The sequence below is a fragment of the Natronotalea proteinilytica genome (assembly GCF_055379935.1).
Genome location: NZ_AP043947.1, coordinates 3,376,868 through 3,396,853, shown reverse-complemented (window position 1 = coordinate 3,396,853; position 19,986 = coordinate 3,376,868). Strand labels below are relative to the sequence as shown.

13 protein-coding genes are annotated in these 19,986 nt (G+C 58.1%); all 13 read right to left on the bottom strand.

Annotated features, from left to right (window positions below; genetic code table 11):
- Nucleotides 1-364: 364 nt before the first annotated feature.
- Complete coding sequence (locus ACZ5AL_RS13520; RefSeq protein ID WP_464511046.1) at nt 365-1,555, bottom strand: hypothetical protein; 1,191 nt, start codon at nt 1,553-1,555, stop codon at nt 365-367.
- Nucleotides 1,556-1,678: 123 nt separating this feature from the next.
- Nucleotides 1,679-3,415, bottom strand: a complete 1,737-nt coding sequence (locus ACZ5AL_RS13515) for a sodium:solute symporter family protein (RefSeq protein ID WP_464511045.1) — start codon at nt 3,413-3,415, stop codon at nt 1,679-1,681.
- Nucleotides 3,416-3,465: 50 nt separating this feature from the next.
- The gene (locus tag ACZ5AL_RS13510; RefSeq protein WP_464511043.1) at nt 3,466-3,765 is read right to left on the bottom strand and encodes a DUF4212 domain-containing protein; all 300 of its coding nucleotides are present in this window, start codon (nt 3,763-3,765) and stop codon (nt 3,466-3,468) included.
- Nucleotides 3,766-3,835: 70 nt separating this feature from the next.
- Complete coding sequence (locus tag ACZ5AL_RS13505; RefSeq protein ID WP_464511042.1) at nt 3,836-5,059, bottom strand: hypothetical protein; 1,224 nt, start codon at nt 5,057-5,059, stop codon at nt 3,836-3,838.
- A gap of 281 nt (nt 5,060-5,340) precedes the next feature.
- Entirely contained in the window at nt 5,341-7,350 is a 2,010-nt protein-coding gene (gene acs, locus ACZ5AL_RS13500; protein ID WP_464511041.1) for an acetate--CoA ligase, read from the bottom strand.
- 221 nt (nt 7,351-7,571) lie between these two features.
- Complete coding sequence (locus ACZ5AL_RS13495; RefSeq protein WP_464511040.1) at nt 7,572-8,555, bottom strand: nitrogen regulation protein NR(II); 984 nt, start codon at nt 8,553-8,555, stop codon at nt 7,572-7,574.
- Between the two features lie 18 nt (nt 8,556-8,573).
- Nucleotides 8,574-8,936, bottom strand: a complete 363-nt coding sequence (locus ACZ5AL_RS13490) for a response regulator transcription factor (protein WP_464511038.1) — start codon at nt 8,934-8,936, stop codon at nt 8,574-8,576.
- Between the two features lie 12 nt (nt 8,937-8,948).
- Nucleotides 8,949-11,672, bottom strand: coding sequence for an ATP-binding protein (locus ACZ5AL_RS13485; RefSeq protein ID WP_464511037.1), 2,724 nt, complete (start codon nt 11,670-11,672; stop codon nt 8,949-8,951).
- Between the two features lie 3 nt (nt 11,673-11,675).
- Nucleotides 11,676-11,909 carry a hypothetical protein gene (locus tag ACZ5AL_RS13480; RefSeq protein WP_464511035.1) on the bottom strand — a complete coding sequence of 78 codons (234 nt, stop codon included), beginning with the start codon at nt 11,907-11,909 and terminating at the stop codon, nt 11,676-11,678.
- Nucleotides 11,910-12,177: 268 nt separating this feature from the next.
- Nucleotides 12,178-12,495: an ArsR/SmtB family transcription factor gene (locus ACZ5AL_RS13475; protein WP_464511034.1), complete on the bottom strand. Its 318-nt coding sequence runs from the start codon at nt 12,493-12,495 to the stop codon at nt 12,178-12,180.
- Between the two features lie 93 nt (nt 12,496-12,588).
- The gene (locus ACZ5AL_RS13470; protein WP_464511033.1) at nt 12,589-14,139 is read right to left on the bottom strand and encodes an acyl-CoA carboxylase subunit beta; all 1,551 of its coding nucleotides are present in this window, start codon (nt 14,137-14,139) and stop codon (nt 12,589-12,591) included.
- A 289-nt stretch (nt 14,140-14,428) separates the two neighbouring features.
- Nucleotides 14,429-15,547 carry a vWA domain-containing protein gene (locus ACZ5AL_RS13465; protein WP_464511031.1) on the bottom strand — a complete coding sequence of 373 codons (1,119 nt, stop codon included), beginning with the start codon at nt 15,545-15,547 and terminating at the stop codon, nt 14,429-14,431.
- A gap of 455 nt (nt 15,548-16,002) precedes the next feature.
- The gene (locus ACZ5AL_RS13460; RefSeq protein WP_464511030.1) at nt 16,003-19,767 is read right to left on the bottom strand and encodes a multifunctional oxoglutarate decarboxylase/oxoglutarate dehydrogenase thiamine pyrophosphate-binding subunit/dihydrolipoyllysine-residue succinyltransferase subunit; all 3,765 of its coding nucleotides are present in this window, start codon (nt 19,765-19,767) and stop codon (nt 16,003-16,005) included.
- Nucleotides 19,768-19,986: the final 219 nt, after the last annotated feature.

Genomic DNA, 19,986 nt, shown 5'->3' with positions numbered 1-19,986 from the left:
AAGCGAAGCGGATATCCCGGGCGGGTATAGAACACGCGAAGCAGGCGTCACAGCACGCTACGCTGTGACGTTACGAGCCCTTCCACACTGAATATACGCTGTCCTTGCGGTCAGGGGACAAAATTGTCATCGCGAGGAGGGAGCCCTGCGACTGACGCGGCGCTGTGAGCGCTAGCGAACGAGTGCTCCTAGGGGTGCGATCTCATGCCGTTGATTGGGCGGCTGCACCTGGCCTGAGGGCATGAGATTGCGTCGCTGCGCTCGCAATGACAAGATTGTGCGTTATTCTCGGTACGTTAGGTGGCCACGCGTTACCCGAAGATTGACCTGTGACAGAGCAGCAGCGAGCATATGGGGAGCGCTTTCAGGTCGTCTCCCGAAAGCGTTCGGCGGTCTCTTCGAAGAACGCATCATCACCCAGCAGTTGCAGTGCCAGCCCTTGGTCGAGGCCCGACTGCAGGAGGTGGTAGAACACAGCCAGCGGCACCTCTTCCATCGATAGGGCGACCACGCGGGGCGGACGTCCGTCTTCGAAGCGGGCCACCCCCACAAAGCTGATCACACCCGGCATGGCGCCGCCCTTCGAGGCAATCCCCTGCAGATGGGTGTCAAGCGAATCGAGCCCGCGCGAGCGATCGAGTACGGCGTAAGCATCGGCTATCGGGGCTTCGGAGGCGGCTTCCATGTGTAGCAAGGCGGTGGCAGCATCGTCAACAGAGGCGCGGGGGGCGGTGGCTTGCGCCATGCGCTGTTGCTGGCGTAGGGTCAGGTTGGAGCCGCGTGCTTGGAACGTCTCGCGCACGTCGCGGGCATACGTGGTATCGCTGACGTAGCGGTCGGCGGCGGCATACATCGTATCGGGGGCAAGACGCACCTCAGGATCCGCAAGGTTGAGCGACTCGTGCGTGTTGACCCAGCCGAGGTAGCGTCCTGTGCGTGGCATTGGGCGGGCTGTGGGACGAAGGCCTATGACTTCGGTGGCTTCTTCGGTGGCAGCGCGCTCCATCTTGTCGAGTAGCCAGTCGGCAGAGGCATCGTCGTTGTGACGGGCCACGGCCACGGCGACGGCTGATAGCGCAACGGTGCTGTCCGCATCGATCTGTTCGTCGGAGGCCCATTGCTGCACCATCCGTTCGTGGGCCGACTGGTTGACTGCGGGAAGCGTGTGCTGGCCTAGTTCTATCAGCGAAACGCGCGCCTCCGGATCCACTGTACCGGTGTGCACCGCTGTTGTGTAGGCCACAAGCAACGGCAGGGTGTCCAGGTTGATCATGGGGCGGTCGGTATCGGCTCCAAGGTGAATGCCCTGGTCTTTGGCGCCCACATCGTAGGCCACAAGCGAAACGGTCTCGGGATGAGCGGCAATGTAGTCAAGCACATCCTCTGGATACCGCAGTTCGTCAGTCAGGTCCATGCCCTCATTCATGGCCGTGACGTTGTCCCACATCATCACCACGGTCTCCTGGTTCTGGTATGCAATAACGCCCAGCGCAGCCACAAAGAGGCCAAATGCAATAAGTAGATGGGTGCCACATCCGATGCCAGAACGACTCATGAAGAAGCAAAAAGTGGGTGGAAGGGGGATGGCGAAAAAGGGTTGGCATGGCTGTATTCACGTGCAGCGCGGTCACCTGGGGCGACCGCGCTGCCATGAGTACACGGTACCGGCATGCCTCCATCAGGACTCTGAGGCTTCGCGTAGTTCTTCGGCGGAGAGTTCGCGGGGGTAGCGAATCTGCTCTACCAGGTCTTGCACCTCTTGGGGCGGCTCGCTGGTATTAATCGACACGATGTAGGTGACTACAAAGTTCAGAATCATACCAATCAGCCCAATCCCCTGAGCCTCGATGCCGAAGAAGCTTTCGAAGACTGGCTCTGTGATGCCGAATTCGCCCAGGGCCACATGGGCACGCATCATCACAATCATGCTGAAGGTGAAGATGAGCCCCGTGAGGATCCCGGCGATCGCGCCTTCTTTGTTGCATCGTTTCCAGAAGATGCCGAGCACCAGAATCGGAAAGAAGCTGGCAGCGGCGAGTCCGAAGGCGAAGGCAACCACCTCGGCCACAAAGCCCAGCGGATAGATGCCCAAAAGCCCGGCCCCGATGATGGCAATGAAGATGATGAAGCGTCCTACACGTAGGCGCTTCTCTTCGGAGGCTTCGGGGTTAATGATTTCGCCGTACACATCGTGGGCCAGCGAGGAGCTAATGACGAGCATGAGTCCCGAGGCCGTAGAGAGCGCAGCGGCAAGTCCACCAGCCGCCACTAATCCAACAACCCAGGGGGACAGGTTGGCAATTTCTGGTGTTGCCAGTACAATAATGTCGCGGTCGATGGTGTCGAGCAGCGCGTTCGCCGACATGCCTTCGCTCCACTGCCCCGTTTCAATGAGCCCCGTGGCCGCCCAGGTTTGAATCCAGCTGGTACGTGGGCTTTCGAGCATGCCCATAGCGCCCAGATCGGCAAACGACTGTAGGATCTCGTAGCGCGAGAACATCGCCACTGCTGGGGCAATGGTGTACAGAATAGCGATGAACACGATGGCCCAGAGCGCCGACCAGCGGGCGCTCTTTACTGTTTTAACGGTGTAGAAGCGGACAATAACATGCGGCAGCCCAGCCGTTCCGGCCATTAGCACGAAGGTGATTGCAAACACATTGAGCATCGATAAATTGGCGAAGGGCCCGCTGTACATATCGAGCCCGAGCTCTTGCTGTAGGCCATCAAGTTGCGGCAGTACCTCGCCCATAGCTACGTGCGGAATGGGGTTGCCCGTCAGGGTAAACCCAATGGCAACGGCTGGAATGGTGTAAGCTACAATCAGCACGCAGTACTGTGCGACCTGCGTGTAGGTGATGCCCTTCATGCCGCCCAGTACGGCGTACGTTGCTACGATGGTCATACCGATGACCACGCCAATGGTAATGACTTCCACTCCGATGCCAGTGGCCAGGGGCTCAACGAGTTCGCCGAGGAAGCGGCTGAACACCACGCCAACACCGCGCATCTGGCCAGCCACATATGTGAACGAGACAAAGATGGCGGCAATAGCAGCAATGACACGGGCGTAGTTTGAGTAGTAGCGTTTGCCCACGAAGTCGGGCACGGTGTACTCGCCAAACTTACGGAGAAACGGCGCGAGAAGGATCGCCAGCAGCACGTAGCCGCCGGTCCAGCCCATCAGATAGACAGAGCCGTCGAATCCCATAAACGATACGAGCCCGGCCATTGAGATAAAGCTGGCGGCGCTCATCCAGTCGGCGCCTACAGCCATGCCATTGGCGACGGTAGGCACGCCCTGGCCCGCTACGTAGAAGCCCTTCGTGCTGGTGACGCGGCTCCAGATAGCGATGCCGATGTAGAGTGAAAAGGTCACAACGACCCAGAAGGTGGTCCAACCAAGAATACCCATGGTTAAAGAGAGTTTTGTTCAACAGGGGAGAGCAGGAGCGTGCCGGTGTGTTAGTGGGCTGCGCTGGGCGCGGTGGTGCTGTCGTCGTCTTCTTGCACGCCCGCTTGTTTGTCGAGCTGGTCGGTTGCCAGGGCGTAGATGAGCACCAGGCTAACGAAGACGAAGATGCTCCCTTGCTGGGCCATCCAGAAACCAAAGGGAATGCCGCCAAAGTCAATGGTGTTAAGCGGTTCAGCTAAGAATATGCTCATTACGTATCCGGCAATGAACCAGACCGTGAGCAAAATGAGGGTGCGACGCATGAGCGTGCGCCAGTACGTTTCGCGATCGATGGAAGGGGAGTCTGCCATGGGGCTATCGGGTCAGTGTACAGGGTGGTTGAGTGGGCATACGTGCCCTGGTAAGAGACGCTTGAGCGCGCTAGAAAAACAAAAACACCGAGAGGTTGCCGCGTACGTTGGTGACGGGGTCTTCGCCACTGACGGCATCGGGTTTGTAGTTGTCATCGAGATTGCTGGTGTACTTGGCAGAGGTGACCTCCAACTCGAATGCAAACCGGAGGGCATCGTAGTTGAGGGCCAGGCGTGGGGCCAGGCGCCACACGTAGTCGATGTCGGCTCCACGGGCGGCCACCTCAAGATTGGAGGCTGATCCGACTTCATTGCGGCTGCCCTCGTTGGTAAGGTATCCCGCAAACAGGCCAGGGGCTACGGTGCCGGTGCCGTTCACATCCATCCAGGCAGATAGAATGTCGAGCGGGTAGTATTCGCCACGAAAATCGTTGTACACATATCCACCTGTCATAAGATGATCAGACAGGCTGGCGCCGTAGGTGGCCTTGGCACGAAGGGTGGCCGGTTCGGTCGTGATGGTGGTGTAGATCTGTCCGGCCCCGGTGTAAAACCGATCTTCGGTGAGGATGGGGCGCAGTGCCTTGAAGTAGGCCCCGCCGCCTACCATCACATTTTCGCCGTGATACTGGGCGTGTCCATGCAGGGCCGGAAGGGCTGCCTGCTGTTGTTGCTTGACGCCGGACACCCCACGAAGCGAGATATCCGAAAAAGCATCGCGTTGCCATGCCGTAACGCCGATCAGGCGGAAGTCGCCCGGCTTGTAGGTAAAACGAATCTGTGGCTGGCGCGCAAACGGCTGAAACGGTGCCCCGGTGGTTGTAGCCACCGTCTGGGGAAACGAGGCCAGCGTAAAGAGCGGCGACCATTCCTGTCCAAAGAGCACCTCGCGGTCGTCCCACGTCATTTTGGCAAAAGCGCGGCGTAGGCGGAACGTGCTTACGTTGGCATCGGAGGCGCCGAAAAAGTCGGACTCAAAGTAGCCGCTGACTTCAGCGCCAAGGGCGTCGGGCAAATCGCCGATGGTAAGCCCGAATCGGGAGAAGAACTGAAACGAGCCCAGGTTGCTCACGTCGGTTTCTTCCGACTCGGGCGCTGGATAGAGATGGAACTCTCCTTCACGGGCTGCTACAACCTGACGCGAGTCATACAGATACTCCGACTTTACAAACCCGCTCAGGTCAAAGGACTGCGCTGTGGCCGGGGATGGAGCCAAGGCCATCGCCAGTAGGGCAAGGGCTCCACAGAAACCCGTCCATAGGGCATACGTTTGGGATAAAGCTATTCGGGTCATAGATGCTCCTTCAGGTTCGATTGGGGAATCCGATCAGGATAGCGTCAGCAGCGGCTGCGCTACGAGTATGTTAGCGTGTATGCTAGCACTGCGTGAGGCTGCTCCATCAGCCGCTCGCAGATACGCGGAGTTCGTCTGTTGATAGAATGTATGGCATCGAAGGCCGGGCGGTAGGGCTCCATCCCGTAGCCGGGCACGTCGATGATTGGTTTTCGAGCGCTCAGCCGTCGGGCTCCATCCCAAAGGCTGAGCGTTCGGTGGTTGGGAGGCGCATGCCAGAATTAGGCGTCGCTGCCGTCCAGTTCCACGCGTTTGCGCTTGTCGATGAGCGTATCGACGACATCGGGATCGGCGAGCGTGCTGGTATCGCCCAGATCATCAAACTCGCCCGAGGCGACCTTGCGGATAATGCGCCGCATGATCTTGCCGGAGCGCGTTTTCGGGAGCGCCGACGTAAACTGCACATGGTCGGGCGTGGCGATGGGGCCGATTTGCTGGCGCACATACTGCACCAGTTCATCGCGCAGCGCATCGGAGGGCTCCACGCTTTTGATGAGCGTGACGTATGCGTAGATGCCTTGGCCTTTCACTTCGTGCGGATAGCCAACCACCGCTGCTTCGGCCACTTTGTCGTGAGCCACAAGCGCACTTTCAAGCTCAGCGGTTCCCAGGCGATGACCACTTACGTTGAGCACATCATCAACGCGTCCGGTAATCCAGTAGTAGCCGTTTTCGTCGCGGCGGCATCCATCGCCGGTGTAATACTTGCCCGCAAACTGCGAGAAGTAGGTGTTCTGGAACCGCTCATGATTGCGGTACACCGTGCGCATCTGTCCGGGCCACGAGTCGTTGATAACGAGCAACCCTTCGCAGGCTCCCTCCAGCTCCTTTCCGGCGGCGTCGAGCACCTGCGGTTCGATGCCGAAGAACGGCTTGGCGGCCGAGCCTGGTTTTTGCGCTACGGCACCGGGCAGACCGGTGAGCATAATGCCGCCGGTTTCAGTTTGCCACCACGTATCCACAATAGGGCAGTTTCCATTGCCAATCACGTTGTAGTACCACCGCCATGCCTCAGGATTAATCGGCTCTCCCACGGTGCCCAGCACGCGAAGGGAGGAGCGGTCCGTCTTTTCGACAAACTCCTCGCCCTGACGCATGAGCGCACGAATGGCTGTGGGGGCGGTGTAGAAGATGCTCACGTCGTGCTTGTCCACCACCTGCCATAGTCGCGAGGCATCGGGATACGTGGGGGTGCCCTCAAAGAAAACCTGGGTGCCACCGTTAATGAGCGGACCGTACACCATGTAGCTGTGGCCCGTAATCCAGCCGACATCGGCGGTGCACCAGAATACGTCATTGTCGTGCAGATCGAACACGTACTCGTGCGTCATGCTGGTGTACACCAGGTAGCCTGCCGTGGTGTGCATAACGCCCTTGGGCTTGCCAGTAGAGCCCGATGTGTAGAGAATAAAGAGCGGGTCTTCGGCATCCATCGGCTCGCAGGGGCAGTCGGCATCAACCGATTCGCGCGCCTCGTGATACCACACGTCGCGGTCGTCGTCCCAGTCAATGTTGCCGCCGGTATTCTGCACCACCAGTGTATGGGCAACGTCGGGACACCGCTCCAGCGCCTTGTCGGCGTTGTTTTTGAGCGGAACGCGCTTGCCGCCGCGCTTGCCTTCATCGGCGGTGATGAGGTAGTGGGATTCGCAATCCTGGATACGGTCGGCCAAGGCATCGGGCGAGAACCCGGCAAACACTACCGAGTGGGGCGCGCCAATGCGGGCACAGGCCAGCATCGCGTAGGCCGCCTCTGGAATCATGGGCAGGTAAATGGTGACGCGATCCCCTTTCTCGACGCCATGCGACTTCAAGATATTGGCGAAGGTGGCTACCCGCTCCTGCAGGTCGCTGTAAGTGATGTGCTCCGGATCGGCCTTGTCGGGATCATCCGGCTCAAAAATAATGGCCGTTTGATCGCCCTTACCGTCTTCAACATGGCGGTCAACCGCGTTGTAACATGCATTGGTTACGCCGCCGGCGTACCACTCAATGTGGACGTTGCCGGGCTCGTACGACACGTTTTTGACGGTATCGTACGGGGTAAACCAATCGATGCGTGTGGCCTGCTCGCCCCAAAAGCCTTCGGGGTCTTCAATGGAACGCTGGTACATGGCCTCGTACTCGGCTTCCGATCCCACATGAGCATCGGCGCGAAAGGAATCAGACGGCGGATACTGGTCGTCGCGGCCCGAATAGGCCGCCGTTACTTGCGAAGTTTCCTTACTCATAGCGGATACAGGGATAGTCGAAAAAGAGACAACAAGTTATTACTCGTTAGTAATAGAAGGTGGGGTTCAGTCCGATAAACCCCTTTTGGGCGCCTCCAGCGGAAGCGCTTCCTTGAATAGTCTACCAAAACGTAATAATTAAAGAAGGGACTGTCAAGGGCCAGCCGATATTTTTTTTGCGATGCTCGTTACAGCTAAGTGTCGTTCATGCAGATATGCCGCTACGAAAGCGAGCGTGGAAAGGCCAGTCGCAGAGAAGGGATGTCTTGGGTAGCGTTGGTCCACAGTTGGGCATCATGCTGGTCGAGCACCGCCTGTAGCGTGACTTGCATGACAGAGGCGCCCCAGGGCACCGTGTCGGCCTTCCAACTGGCGAGACGGGCATCGGTAATCGCGCGTCCTTCGCGTCCGGTGAGGTCGAGATGCACAACCTTATCGGAGGCACACACGTCAACATCGAGCGCCTTGCAGCGTGTGGCATTCACGAATCGCTCGCTGACGAAAGCCAGGCCCTGTGCCAGCGTGTGTGGGTCTACGCGTACATGCGAACCGCTCGCGGCCTCCTCCGTGGTGCAAATGGGGATATCCAGCACGTCACGTAGCACGGTGGGCACCCAGCGTTGCAGCGCTGCCCCGTCCATGGTTTCGAGGGTTTGGTGCTTGTGGTACAGGTGGGTGTATGTTTCGCCTGTGGCGTCAAGTATGTCCGTTAGGCGCACGCTCTGTTCGGCAATTACATCGGTGAACTGTGCTGCAGCGTCGGGATCCATCTGCGGGTACTGCTGCATCGTTTCAACAGCAGCTCGGATGCTGGCGAGTGGCGCCCGCATCGACTCGATCAGGTCACGCAGCAGGTCGTGGCTGGGCGCGGAGGACGGCGACGGGGTGGTCTTCAAGTGGAGCAGCCAGTGGGGCGAATCCATCGCGTGCTGATCCAACGCGGTGGCATGCATCCGGTATGAGGTGTCGTGGATCGGTACAATGATGGGGACGGTGTCCGTACGCAGCCGGTGCCAGGTGGCTTCGGGGATCCATTGTGTGAGCGAGGCATGCTGAAGCTGATCGGAGTTGACCTGAAGCGCCACAGAAGCTTGCTCGTTCCATGCCGTTATGGTGCCGTCTTGCTTGCACACCAGTATGGCATCATCCATCGCATTGAGCAGGGCACGTTGCCGGGGTGTTGTCATGAACGCAGACCCAATCATATCAGCAAAAACGAGGCGTTAGGACAAGTGCTTCCGAGCGGTAGACACCACATCGGCTACGGCAAAAGGCTTGGTAATATAATCATTTGCGCCCATTGCGTATCCTTTTTCAATGTCTACATCGCGGCCTTTCACCGTAAGCATAATAATCGCGATATCGTTCCATGCATCGCGCTTGCGAATAGCCTGACACAGGTCGTAGCCATTCCGTGAAGGCAGCATTACATCGAGCAAGATCAGATCGGGGCGCTTTGCCTCAATGGCCGAGAGTACCTCGGCACCATCGTTCACGACCTGCACCGAGCATCCCTCTTGCTGCATCAAAAACTGCAGCGGCGTAACAATGCTGGGCTCGTCTTCAACAATCAGCACATGCGGCATATCGAAAGGGCCTTAGGTGGCTATGTTGGCTTGGGTTAGGGGGAGGCGGATGCGAAATGTTGCACCGTCGCCCGGCGTGCTTTCTACGGTAATTGTTCCATCATGGCGTTCCACAATATGGCGTGCGATAGCAAGTCCAAGACCGCTCCCCGCTTGCGGGCCCACCCGATTTGGGGCCTGCCGAAAGCGTTCAAAGATGGCTTCGTGCTGGTCTGGAGGGATGCCCGGTCCGTTATCTGATACGGCAATCGTGACAGACGCGTTGTGTTGCTGAATCTGCACTGCCACCTGGGCCTGTGGGGCGTTTAAACTGCTGTACTTTGCTGCGTTGGAGAGCAGGTTGAGCAGCACTTGCGTAAGCCGGTCTTTGTCTACGTGTACAGGGCAGGCTTTTGAGGGCCATGCCACGTGCAGCGCAATGTCTTGCTGGGCGAACTGGGGGCGCACGGCATCGAGCGCATCTTCTACGACCGGACGCACATCGGTTACGATGCGATCAAGCTCGGGCTCTGCTTCTAGTCGTTGCAGGTCGAGCACTTGGTTTACAAGCCGTGTAAGCCGTTCAGTTTCACGCAAGATGGTGGACGCAAACGCGCGCTGTTGGTCGGGCGCGAGATCGGTGGTGGTGTGCATGATTTCAGAGATCGCCCGGATGGATGTAAGTGGGGTGCGCAGCTCATGCGATACGGTCGAGACAAAGTCGTCTTTCAACTGGTCGATCTCCTTGAGCGTGCGGTTGGCGGCCCGCAACTCGTTGGTGGCGGCTTCGAGTTCGGCCTTTTTCTGTTCCAGTTCGCGGCTATACGCCATCACCTGCTGGGCTTCATCGAGAATGTCCATCACCTCGCTGATATGCAAGGGTTTGGCCTGTACAACCGACCCGACCACGGCCCGAGCGCTGGCAGCTCCAATGGCACCCGAAAGAAGCGTCTCCACGTAGTCGACAAGCTCCTCGTTGGCGGTATCGGGCAGCCTCTCCATCTGATTCTGCGTGCAGTAGCTTTCGAGAGCCTCTTCGGTGGCAGTCCACCCCAGAAAGCGAGTCAGGAGCGCCCGTAGATCACTCATCTGCGCCGTACCGCGCCACGATGCGCCGCTGCGGGGCCGCGCATATCGAAACACATCCACAAAACGGGCAGCTTGACTCTGCTCTAGCACGGAAGGCCGGGTGAAGAGCGACACCACCACGTAGAGCCCTCCGTTCAGCAGGAGTGTCCAAAACAGCGTGTGCGGCACCGGATTCAATTCAGTGAGCCCCAAAAGCGCATGCGGACGCAGCATCGACAGTCCCCAGGGACCTTCTGTGACGAACGAGGTGCTGATAAGTCCTGATTCAGTCAGGCCGGGCAAAGGGAGCGTGTAGGTCCAGACGACCATGCCGGCAAGGAGTCCGGCCAGTGCTCCGGCCCGAGTGCCTCGCTTCCAAAAAAGCCCGCCCAAAATGGCAGGGGCAAATTGTGCCACCGCCGCAAACGAAATGAGTCCGATGGCCACAAGAGACGGCGCATCGCCCAGGCCCCGCAAATACAGGTATCCCAACAGGATAACCACGACGATGGCCACACGCCGGATGCCGAGAATAAGTCCTGTTACGCGGCGGCGCTCATTCAGCTTGAGGCCGGGTATGCGAAGCAGCAGCGGAACCACCAGATCGTTACAGATCATGGTGCTAAGGGCTGTGGCGGCGACGATGACCATGCCTGTGGCTGCCGAGAGTCCGCCGATAAACGCGAGCAGCGCCAGAGCGGATTGGCCTTCGTGCAGGGGCAGCGCGAGTACGAACATGTCGGCCTGCGTGGCATCCCCAAACTGAAGCAACCCGGCAACGGCAATGGGCAGCACAAAGATGTTGATGAGCAGCAGGTACAGCGGAAACAGCCAGGCGGCTTTGCGCAAGTGGTCTTCGTTGACGTTTTCGACAACCGTAACCTGAAACTGGCGCGGCAAAAAGAGCACGGCGAGCATGGACAGCCCAGTCAGCCAGATCCAGTCGGCGTAGGCGCCCTGTTCGGCATCTACCGTATAGAGCGCGCGGATATCGGGCACGGTGGCGCCTTGTTGAAAGAGGTCGCCAAACCCATTGTAGAGGCTGAAGGTTACGAATAGCCCGACAGCCAAGAATGCAATCAGCTTCACAACCGACTCGAACGCGATGGCTACAACCAGTCCTTCGTGGCGCTCGGTGACGTCGAGGTGACGGGTGCCAAAGAGAATGGTGAACAGTGCGAGTGCGAGAGCAGCATAGAAGGCGGTATCCAGCCAGATGGGCGGGTACGGACCGGTCGGTTCCAGTGGGGCACTCAGCGCGCCAAAGCTAGTGGAGATGGCCTTGAGCTGCACCGCTATATACGGCACAATGCCAATCACAGCAAAGACGGTGACGAGCCCGGCCAGGAGCGCGCTTTTTCCGTACCGGGCGCCGATAAAGTCGGCGATGGAGGTGATGCGTTCGTACGCGCTGATCCGCACAACTTTGCGCATAACGACCCACCACAGCACGGCAATGAGAGTGGGACCAATGTAGACGGGCAAAAAATTGATGCCCTCAGTTGCAGCAAAGCCGACGCTGCCGTAGAACGTCCAGGCGGTGCAGTAAACGGCCAGCGACAGCGCGTAGATGTACGGGTTGTTGACCAGGCTGCGCCCATGGTCGGCGCGCTCGTCGCCGTAGTAGGCAATGGCAAAGAGAAGCCCGAGGTAGGCAGCTGCAGCAAAGAGAAGAACCGTTGGATCCATCGGCTACTCATCCACGGTGGCAGAGGGGGCGGCCTGGTGCATGAGTAGTGCAGTGGCGGCAATAAGTGCCACCCAGATGCTGAACAGTGTGAGATAGAGCACGGGAATGCCCCCCACTGTGGCGGGCACACTGTACACCGTCATGATGGGGTAACTCAACAGCACACATCCAACGATAAACACCACCCCTAACCAGCGCTGTAGCTCAACGGCATCCATAGTATAGTGCTTTGTCACACGTGATTGTTAGGGTCCAAACTTGTCATCGCGAGGAGGGAGCCCTGCGACCGACGTGGCGATCTCATGCCGTTGATTGGGCGGCTGCATCCGGTCTGACAGCAATGAGATTGCACTCCAGGAGCACTTCCTCCCTGCGGTCGGGGCGCTTCGCTCCGCTCGCAATGACAAGGACGTGAGTTAGTTCTGGGTACGTTAGAGGGTACATGCGTTACCCGAAGATTGACGTGTGACACAACAATAGGGTTGATGGGCGGAATGTGCAGGGCTACTCGGGCTCTTCAACCTGATTGGCAACCAACACGCAAATGCCGGGGAGGCTAGGGTCGTCAAGCGAATAAAAAGCGTTGACGCCCTCCTTCCGGCGCTTTACCAGCCCCTCGCGCATCATAATGCCAAGGTGTTTGCTTACATTGGCCTGGCGCTGTCCGGAGGCGTCAACCAGTTCCTGTACGCTAAGCTCAGTGTGCACCCGAAGCAAGTTCAGGAGTTGCAGCCGTACCGGATCGCCGATGATTTTGAGGCGACGCGCTACGCGTTTGAGCTTCGAATCGGGAACCAGGGGCGGATTGGGGGTATCGGACATGCACTCTATAGCCATTCAGAAGAACACTACGTGGGTCTGTACGAGCCGTCCAACTTTACGTTTCGCTCACACTTGACTAGGCTCTGTTAGACGCTACAACGGAATGTTGCCGTGCTTTTTCTTGGGCGGGTTATCGACCTTGTTTTCGAGCATGTCGAATCCGCGAATGAGGCGCTCGCGCGTTTCGTGCGGCTTGATGACGTCATCGATGTACCCATGCTCGGCGGCTACGTATGGATGTGCAAACTGCTCGCGGTAGCGCTCGATAAACTCATCTTTGACGGCTTCGGGATCATCAGCGGCCTGGATTTGCTTGCGATAGATGATCTCAACAGCGCCCTTGGGCCCCATCACCGCGATTTCGGCAGTCGGCCAGGCAAAGTTTAGGTCGCCACCTATGTGCTTCGAGTTCATCACATCGTAGGCGCCGCCATAGGCTTTGCGCGTAATGACCGTAACCTTGGGGACGGAGGCTTCGCACAGGGCGTAGAGCAGCTTGGCTCCGTGCTTAATGATGCCGTTCCACTCCTGGTCGGTGCCAGGCAAGAAGCCGGGTACATCTTCAAACACGAGCAGGGGGATGTTAAACGCATCACAGAACCGAACGAAGCGCGCCCCCTTGAGCGAGGCGTCGATGTCGAGCACCCCGGCAAGTACAGCGGGCTGGTTGGCCACGACCCCCACCGAGCGCCCATCGATGCGCGTAAAGCCAACGATCAGGTTTTCGGCGTAGTCGGGCTGGATCTCGAAGAAATCGCCGTCATCGGCCACATGCGTAATGACGTCGCGCATGTCGTACGGCTTGTTGGGCTCGTCGGGCACGAGGGCGTCGATCGCTTCAGGGTCGCGATTCGGCTCAGGGGCGTTGATGCGAGGCGGATCTTCCTCGCAGTTTTGAGGCAGGTACCCCATCAACTCGCGGATGCGTAGGAGGCAGTCCACATCGTTGTTGCAGGTAACGTGCGAGACGCCGCTTTTGGATCCGTGCGTTTGGGCGCCGCCAAGCTCCTCGCTGGTGACCTCTTCCTGGGTTACCGTTTTTACTACGTTGGGCCCTGTCACAAACATATAGCTGGTGCCCTCCACCATAAACGTGAAGTCGGTGATGGCCGGACTGTAGACGGCTCCTCCGGCACAAGGGCCCATCACAGCGGAGATCTGCGGAATAACGCCCGAGGCATCGGTATTCATCTTGAAGATATCAGCGTATCCGCCCAGCGACACGACGCCCTCTTGAATACGTGCCCCGCCCGAGTCGTTGAGTCCAATGAGGGGCGCGCCGTTTTCGAGGGCCAACTCCATGAGACGCACGATCTTGTCGGCATGCGCGCGTCCAAGCGAACCGCCGTACACCGTAAAATCCTGGCTGAACACGTATACGAGCCGCCCTTCGATGGTGCCGTAGCCCGTTACCACGCCATCGCCGTAGGGCCGCTTTTCGTCGAGTCCAAACGCAGTGGACTGGTGGCGCACGAAGGTGCCAAGTTCTTCGAATGAGTCGTCATCGAGCAAGATGTCGATGCGCTCGCGGGCGGTGAGTTTGTCTTTGTCGTGCTGACGTTGGATGCGTTCGGGGCCTCCGCCTTGTTGGGCTTCGTGACGGCGGCGGTCAAGATCGGAAAAACGGTCGTCGGAGTCGGGCATAAAGGCGGGTAGATGCGAACAAACGAACAGCGAGTGGGAAGCGCTTTCGCTCTCGGTGAACAACCCGGAGCTGCGCGTGCCCCGTGCTTCACGCATCAGGCGCGGGGTGGGTTTCTTGTAGACCTGATGAGACCACTCTATATATCATGAAGGCATGATATCATGAAGGCATGGGAAGATGCGTGAGGCTATGGCACAAAAAAGGCTGCTGCCCCTCCGCAAATGGAGACGCAGCAGCCGTCTTGGAATACCTCCAAGAAAAGAACTTCTCGTTGTAGGAAAGAACCTGTTAGCGCAGGATGAACGCGCCCGAGGAAGAAGGCTCCGGTACGCCGAAGATGAAGTCGCCTTCTACTGTGCGGCCTCCCGATGTGATGCTCAGAGTGCCTTCAAGACGCTCAACGCCTTGCTCTTGGATTTCTTCGAGGCCCGATTCAATTTGCACATCGAATCGTACAGCGCCCAGAGACGTAGACGTTCCGAATGCAGAAAAGGCATTGGCAAAGGTTTCCTCGACATTGTCATCGGGTACTCCCAGGTAATCGCCATCCGTGCATTCTGAAACCTCGCGCATAGCTTCCACGGCGTCGCTCTCAGCTGAATCAGATACATCGGAAGCTGGGCCAAATCCAACCCCAAAAACTGGCGAATCGTTCGCGTTAGCGGCATCGCATACCTCCTGAAGGGTTGCAGTGCCCCGATTGTTCAATCCATCGCCAAGAAGAATAACGCCCTTCTCGTAGTTGCTGTTCGGGCGCTCTTGCTCTGAGTATTCGATTATCTCGAGCATCGACTCCCACATTGGCGTTCCACCACCGGCGGTTGACTCATCAACGGCTTCGCGTAGCGCGTCGGCATCGCTCGTAAAGTCTTGGTACATGACGGTCCAACTCCAGTCCGGATCGGCGTTGGATCCAGGAAACTCTACTACCGCCGACTCAAAGTTTACGTTGCCATCTTCCAGTTCATCGAAGAAGGCGCGCGTGGCATCTACACGGTTCCGGTCGGGGTCGGTCCACGACATGCTTCCGCTTCCATCCAGGTTAACCGGAATAGCCAGGTCATCTCCAGACGGCTGACGTATACGATTCGCTTCCACGCTGGCAATGATTTCGATGTCTTGCTCCAGTCGGCTGGCTGCGTCACTAGACGATGCGACACGCATTTCGACATCGGCTTCGAGGTCTTCACGCAAAATGGCTTCGCCATCCACATCGACCGGTGTAGCCGAAAGGCCAAACTGACCGGTCGTTAGAAAGTCGCCACTTACCTCGGTACCAACAATGACAACATTCTCTGCTTCGGGTTCATCATCATCCGAGCCAAATAAGTCGCATCCCGTTACCATTACAGCGAGTGCTGCAATAGAAAGAATGAGGAAAGAGGTTTTGGTGCGTTTGTATAACATGGTACTGTGTGGTTGTGAAGTATCGTGCGAAACAGTTGGTTGTAACAACGTGCTCGTTCAGCAAGAAAGAACTCGTTCAGCAAGAAAGAAGAGGGTGCCTGCTAGACTGCCCGTTCGTCTTGTGTTTAGGTAAGCGGAAAGACCGAATCGGACCGGACATGTTATCCTGCAAAGTTCGAATGAACCATGGATGCACGGCAGCCATGATCTTGGGGGCATCGCGACGCGTATTCGGTGGATGGGGGCTATTGTTGAGGCAGCGTGCCTTTTGCAAATGCCGTCATTTCGATTGAAGCCGAAAGCACACCCCGAGCTCTGGGGAGGCCCTTTGATTCGTCAGTATCCTTTGCGTTGGTCAATGACATGCATGCTGTCTACCACGCAAAAAGGGACCCCCTCTTTCGAGGGCATCCCTTTCTACATTTCTGCAGCTTTCTTGCGAAGGCAAACAGGCACTAAATGTCGAGCACGTCCTTGATGAACATCTCTTGCTCGCGCTTGTGGACCTTCGCGGAGCCGGTAGCCGGGCTAGCACTGGCCGGACGTCCCATATAGTGAATGCGTTCCTCGCAGGTGCCGTGTAGGGCTTCCAGTAGCTCGTTGAAGCGAGGCTGCAGGAACGTCCACGCGCCCATATTGGCGGGCTCCTCTTGTAGCCACACCACATCTTGGGCCGACTGATATCGCTTCATCTCTTCCCGCACGGCTTCTTTTGGAAAGGGGTAGAACTGTTCGACCCGCGTAATCGCAATCTGGCTGCGCAACTCGTCATCATCTTCAAGTGCTTTGAGCAGGTCGTAATACACCTTCCCGCTGCAGAAGACATGACGTTTTACGCCAAGGGGATCTGTGGTGGCAGGAATGATTTCCTGAAAGCCGCCGTCCGTCAGGTCGGCAGGCGTGGATACGCATTTCGGATGCCGCAACAGGCTCTTCGGCGTCATGACAATAAGCGGCTTCTTCGCGTCCCGCTTCACCTGGCGTCGCAGCGCATGGAAGTAATTCGCAGGCGTCGAAAAGTTACCCACGATCATGTTCTGTTCGGCACAAAGCTGTAGGTAACGCTCCAGGCGGGCCGAGGAGTGCTCAGGGCCTTGCCCTTCATAGCCATGCGGTAAGAGAGCAACCAAGCTGGAGGTGTCGCCCCACTTCTGTTCAGCAGAGGACACAAACTGGTCCCAAACAATCTGCGCGCCGTTGGCAAAGTCGCCAAACTGCGCTTCCCAAATAACAAGCGCATCCTTGTCTTCGACGGAATACCCGTACTCAAATCCGCACGCGGCGTATTCCGAAAGCAGGCTGTCATAAATCAGCAAGCGGGCTTGCTCATCCGCCAGGTTGTTGAGCGGCGTGTACTCACTGCCATCTTCCTGATCAATAAGCACCGCGTGGCGCTGGCTGAACGTGGCCCGGCGCGTATCTTGTCCGCTCATGCGAATGGGCGTTCCTTCTTGCAGCAGCGACCCGAAAGCGAGTGACTCAGCAAACGCCCAGTCGATACGCTCTTGTTTGAAGAATAGGTCGTCACGCTTGTCGAACTGCCGCTTCAGTTTGCGATGGACGTTGAAATCGTCGGGTCGATTCGTGAGCGCCTCGACCACCCGCTCCAGGTGGGGGCGCTCAGCAGCGGTATCTACCGAGGGAAGCAGGTCGTCTCCTTTACGTTGCGCGCGCTGATCAATGATCTTCTCGGCATCCTTTTCCTCTAGATCTTTGGTGCGCTCGAACGCTTCTTGCAGCCGTCCGCGGTAGTCGTCGAGCATTTGCTCGGCCTCGTCGGGCTCCACCTCACCACGTCGCAATAGCTGCTCGGTGTACAGCTTACGGGGCGAGCGCTTCTCCTCGATTTTCTCGTAGAGCAGCGGCTGGGTGAAGGTCGGTTCATCGCCCTCGTTGTGGCCGTGGACCCGGTAGCACATCAAGTCGATGACCACGTCTTTGTTGAACCGCTGGCGGTACTCTAGAGCCAAGCGGGCAATGCGCACGCAGGCTTCGGGATCGTCGCCGTTAACGTGGAAGATGGGGGCTTCAATAGCACGGGCAATGTCGGTGGCATAAGTCGAGCTGCGCGCGTCCGCAGGCACCGTCGTAAAGCCAATCTGGTTGTTGATGACCAGGTGCACCGTACCGCCTGTCTGATAGCCGGTCAGCTGACTCAAGTTGAGCGTTTCGGCCACCACGCCCTGTCCGGCAAACGCCGCATCGCCGTGCACAAGGAGCGGAAAGACTCCGTTCCGGGCGTTGTTTTCCGAGGTTGGATCGTAGTCGCGCAGGCGATCTTGCTTCGCTCGCACGGTACCCTGTACGACGGGATTGACAGCCTCTAGATGACTCGGGTTCGAGGCCAGCGTGACGCGGATATCCTCGCCAGTGAATCCGGTGAAGGTGTCTTCAGAGCCCAGGTGATACTTTACATCGCCCGATCCTTGCGCTGTGCTCGGATCGATGTTGCCTTCAAACTCGGAGAAGATCTGCTCGTACGGTTTGCCAATGATGTTGGCGAGTACGTTCAGACGTCCGCGGTGGGCCATGCCGATTACGACCTCCTCCATGCCGTCGGCCGCAGCATCGGAGAGCAGTGTGTCGATGATCGGAATCATCGTTTCACTGCCTTCCAGAGAAAAGCGCTTGTGACCAATATACTTGGTGTGCAAGAAGCGCTCAAACGCTTCGGCGGCGTTGAGCTTCTTCATGATGTGCCGCCGCTCTTCATTCGAAAGCGGATCGGCGTCGCGCATCGGTTCAATGCGATCCTGAATCCAGTTTTTCTCCTCAATATCCGAGAGGTGCATGAAGGTGGTGCCCACCTTGCGGGTGTACGCCTCACGCAGGATGCTCAGGATTTCGCGCAGCGGCAGCATGTCTTCGCCACCAAGCCCTCCGGTAATGAACTCGCGGTCGAGGTCCCACACGGTAAGTCCGTAGGTCGCCGGATCGAGTTCGGGGTGGTAGCGCCACTGGTAGCCGAGCGGATTGACATCGGCCTGTAGGTGGCCGCGCACGCGGTATGCTCGAATGAGCTGCAGCACAGCCGCCTGCTTTTCGGTCATGTCCAGATCGCTTCCCGGCTCGTGCGCACCGAGTTGCGGCGTCGTGTCTGCCGTCATACCAAACGGCTGATACGGGACGCTCAGGTCGGCAAAAAGCTGCTGATAGAACTCATCTTCGCCGCTAAGCAGCTGTTCGATGTAGTTCAGGAACTTGCCGCTGGTAGCGCCCTGAATGACGCGGTGATCGTACGTGGAGGTGAGCGTCATAACCGGAGATACGCCGGTTTTGCTCACGACTTCGCTGGGATATCCACGGTATTCAGGCGGATAGCCAATGGCGCCTGCCCCTACAATCACGCCCTGCCCCGGCATCAGACGGGCTACGCTCATCGACGTGCCAATCATGCCCGGGTTGGTGAGAGTGGCGGTGGTGTTCTGGAAGTCAGCGAGCGTCAGGTCGCCGTTGCGAGCACGATCAATCAGGTCGTTGTACGTGCCCAGGAACTCGGCGAATGTCATGCTGCCCGCATCTTTCACGTTGGGCACGAGCAGCGTCCGCTTGCCACGCCGCTCGATGTCGATAGCCAGCCCCAGGTTGATTTGCCCAGGCACAATATGCTGCGGCGTGCCTTCCTCGTCGCGCTGGAAGGTGCTGTACATATCCGGGTACTTCTTCATCGACTGCACCAGCGCATACGCAATGATGTGCGTAAACGACACTTTTTCGCCGCCTACACGCCGCTGGTAGTCATTCAGCAGCTTCCGGTTTTCAAGGAGCAATTTCACCGGCATGGTGCGTACCGACGTAGCGGTAGGCACCCCCAGGCTGTTCTCCATGTTTTCAACGATTTTAGCGGAGGCACCGCGCATGGCGTGCACCTCTACATCGTCGGCTACTGTGGGCGCCGAAGCTGGACGAATCGGCTGCACGGCTCCATCGCCAGCCGGACGCGCTGGCTTTTCGGGCACGTCCACATCCGGCGTTTTCGAGGTAGGCTTAGACGCTGGCGCACCGTCCGAGGCCGATTCGGGAGCCGACGGCTCTGCCGAATCAGAATCAGCTGAAACGTCAGCCGGGTCAGAAGGAGAAGGGGGGGCGGCTACGAACGAAGCATCCGGCTCGTAATCCGCAAAGAAGTCGCGCCAGCTTTCGCTCACGCTCTGCGGATCATCCAAATACTGCTTGTAGATTTCTTCGATGTAGCCGGTATTGAAACCGAGAGAGCTCACAGGTAGACCGTCAGATTTGTGGTGAAGATTGCGCGGCTGCGGGGGTAGGTACGACCTACGATGCATGCGGGCAAAGGGTTCACCACGTCAACCGAAGCGCTTCCGGTGTTCACAGGGTGTTGATACGGTGTAAAGGTATTCTCTACAGTTGAATCGTGCTGGACATTGCCCATTCGTTTCCGTTTCATATAGGCAGGCGCTTGTGCTGCCTTCGTGTAC

Excerpts from the sequence above, each read along its gene's own strand:
- ACZ5AL_RS13520 (WP_464511046.1), bottom strand. The coding sequence starts at position 1,555 with ATGAGTCGTTCTGGCATCGGATGTGGCACCCATCTACTTATTGCATTT.
- ACZ5AL_RS13515 (WP_464511045.1), bottom strand. The coding sequence starts at position 3,415 with ATGGGTATTCTTGGTTGGACCACCTTCTGGGTCGTTGTGACCTTTTCA.
- ACZ5AL_RS13510 (WP_464511043.1), bottom strand. The coding sequence starts at position 3,765 with ATGGCAGACTCCCCTTCCATCGATCGCGAAACGTACTGGCGCACGCTC.
- ACZ5AL_RS13505 (WP_464511042.1), bottom strand. The coding sequence starts at position 5,059 with ATGACCCGAATAGCTTTATCCCAAACGTATGCCCTATGGACGGGTTTC.
- acs (WP_464511041.1), bottom strand. The coding sequence starts at position 7,350 with ATGAGTAAGGAAACTTCGCAAGTAACGGCGGCCTATTCGGGCCGCGAC.
- ACZ5AL_RS13495 (WP_464511040.1), bottom strand. The coding sequence starts at position 8,555 with ATGATTGGGTCTGCGTTCATGACAACACCCCGGCAACGTGCCCTGCTC.
- ACZ5AL_RS13490 (WP_464511038.1), bottom strand. The coding sequence starts at position 8,936 with ATGCCGCATGTGCTGATTGTTGAAGACGAGCCCAGCATTGTTACGCCG.
- ACZ5AL_RS13485 (WP_464511037.1), bottom strand. The coding sequence starts at position 11,672 with ATGGATCCAACGGTTCTTCTCTTTGCTGCAGCTGCCTACCTCGGGCTT.
- ACZ5AL_RS13475 (WP_464511034.1), bottom strand. The coding sequence starts at position 12,495 with ATGTCCGATACCCCCAATCCGCCCCTGGTTCCCGATTCGAAGCTCAAA.
- ACZ5AL_RS13470 (WP_464511033.1), bottom strand. The coding sequence starts at position 14,139 with ATGCCCGACTCCGACGACCGTTTTTCCGATCTTGACCGCCGCCGTCAC.
- ACZ5AL_RS13465 (WP_464511031.1), bottom strand. The coding sequence starts at position 15,547 with ATGTTATACAAACGCACCAAAACCTCTTTCCTCATTCTTTCTATTGCA.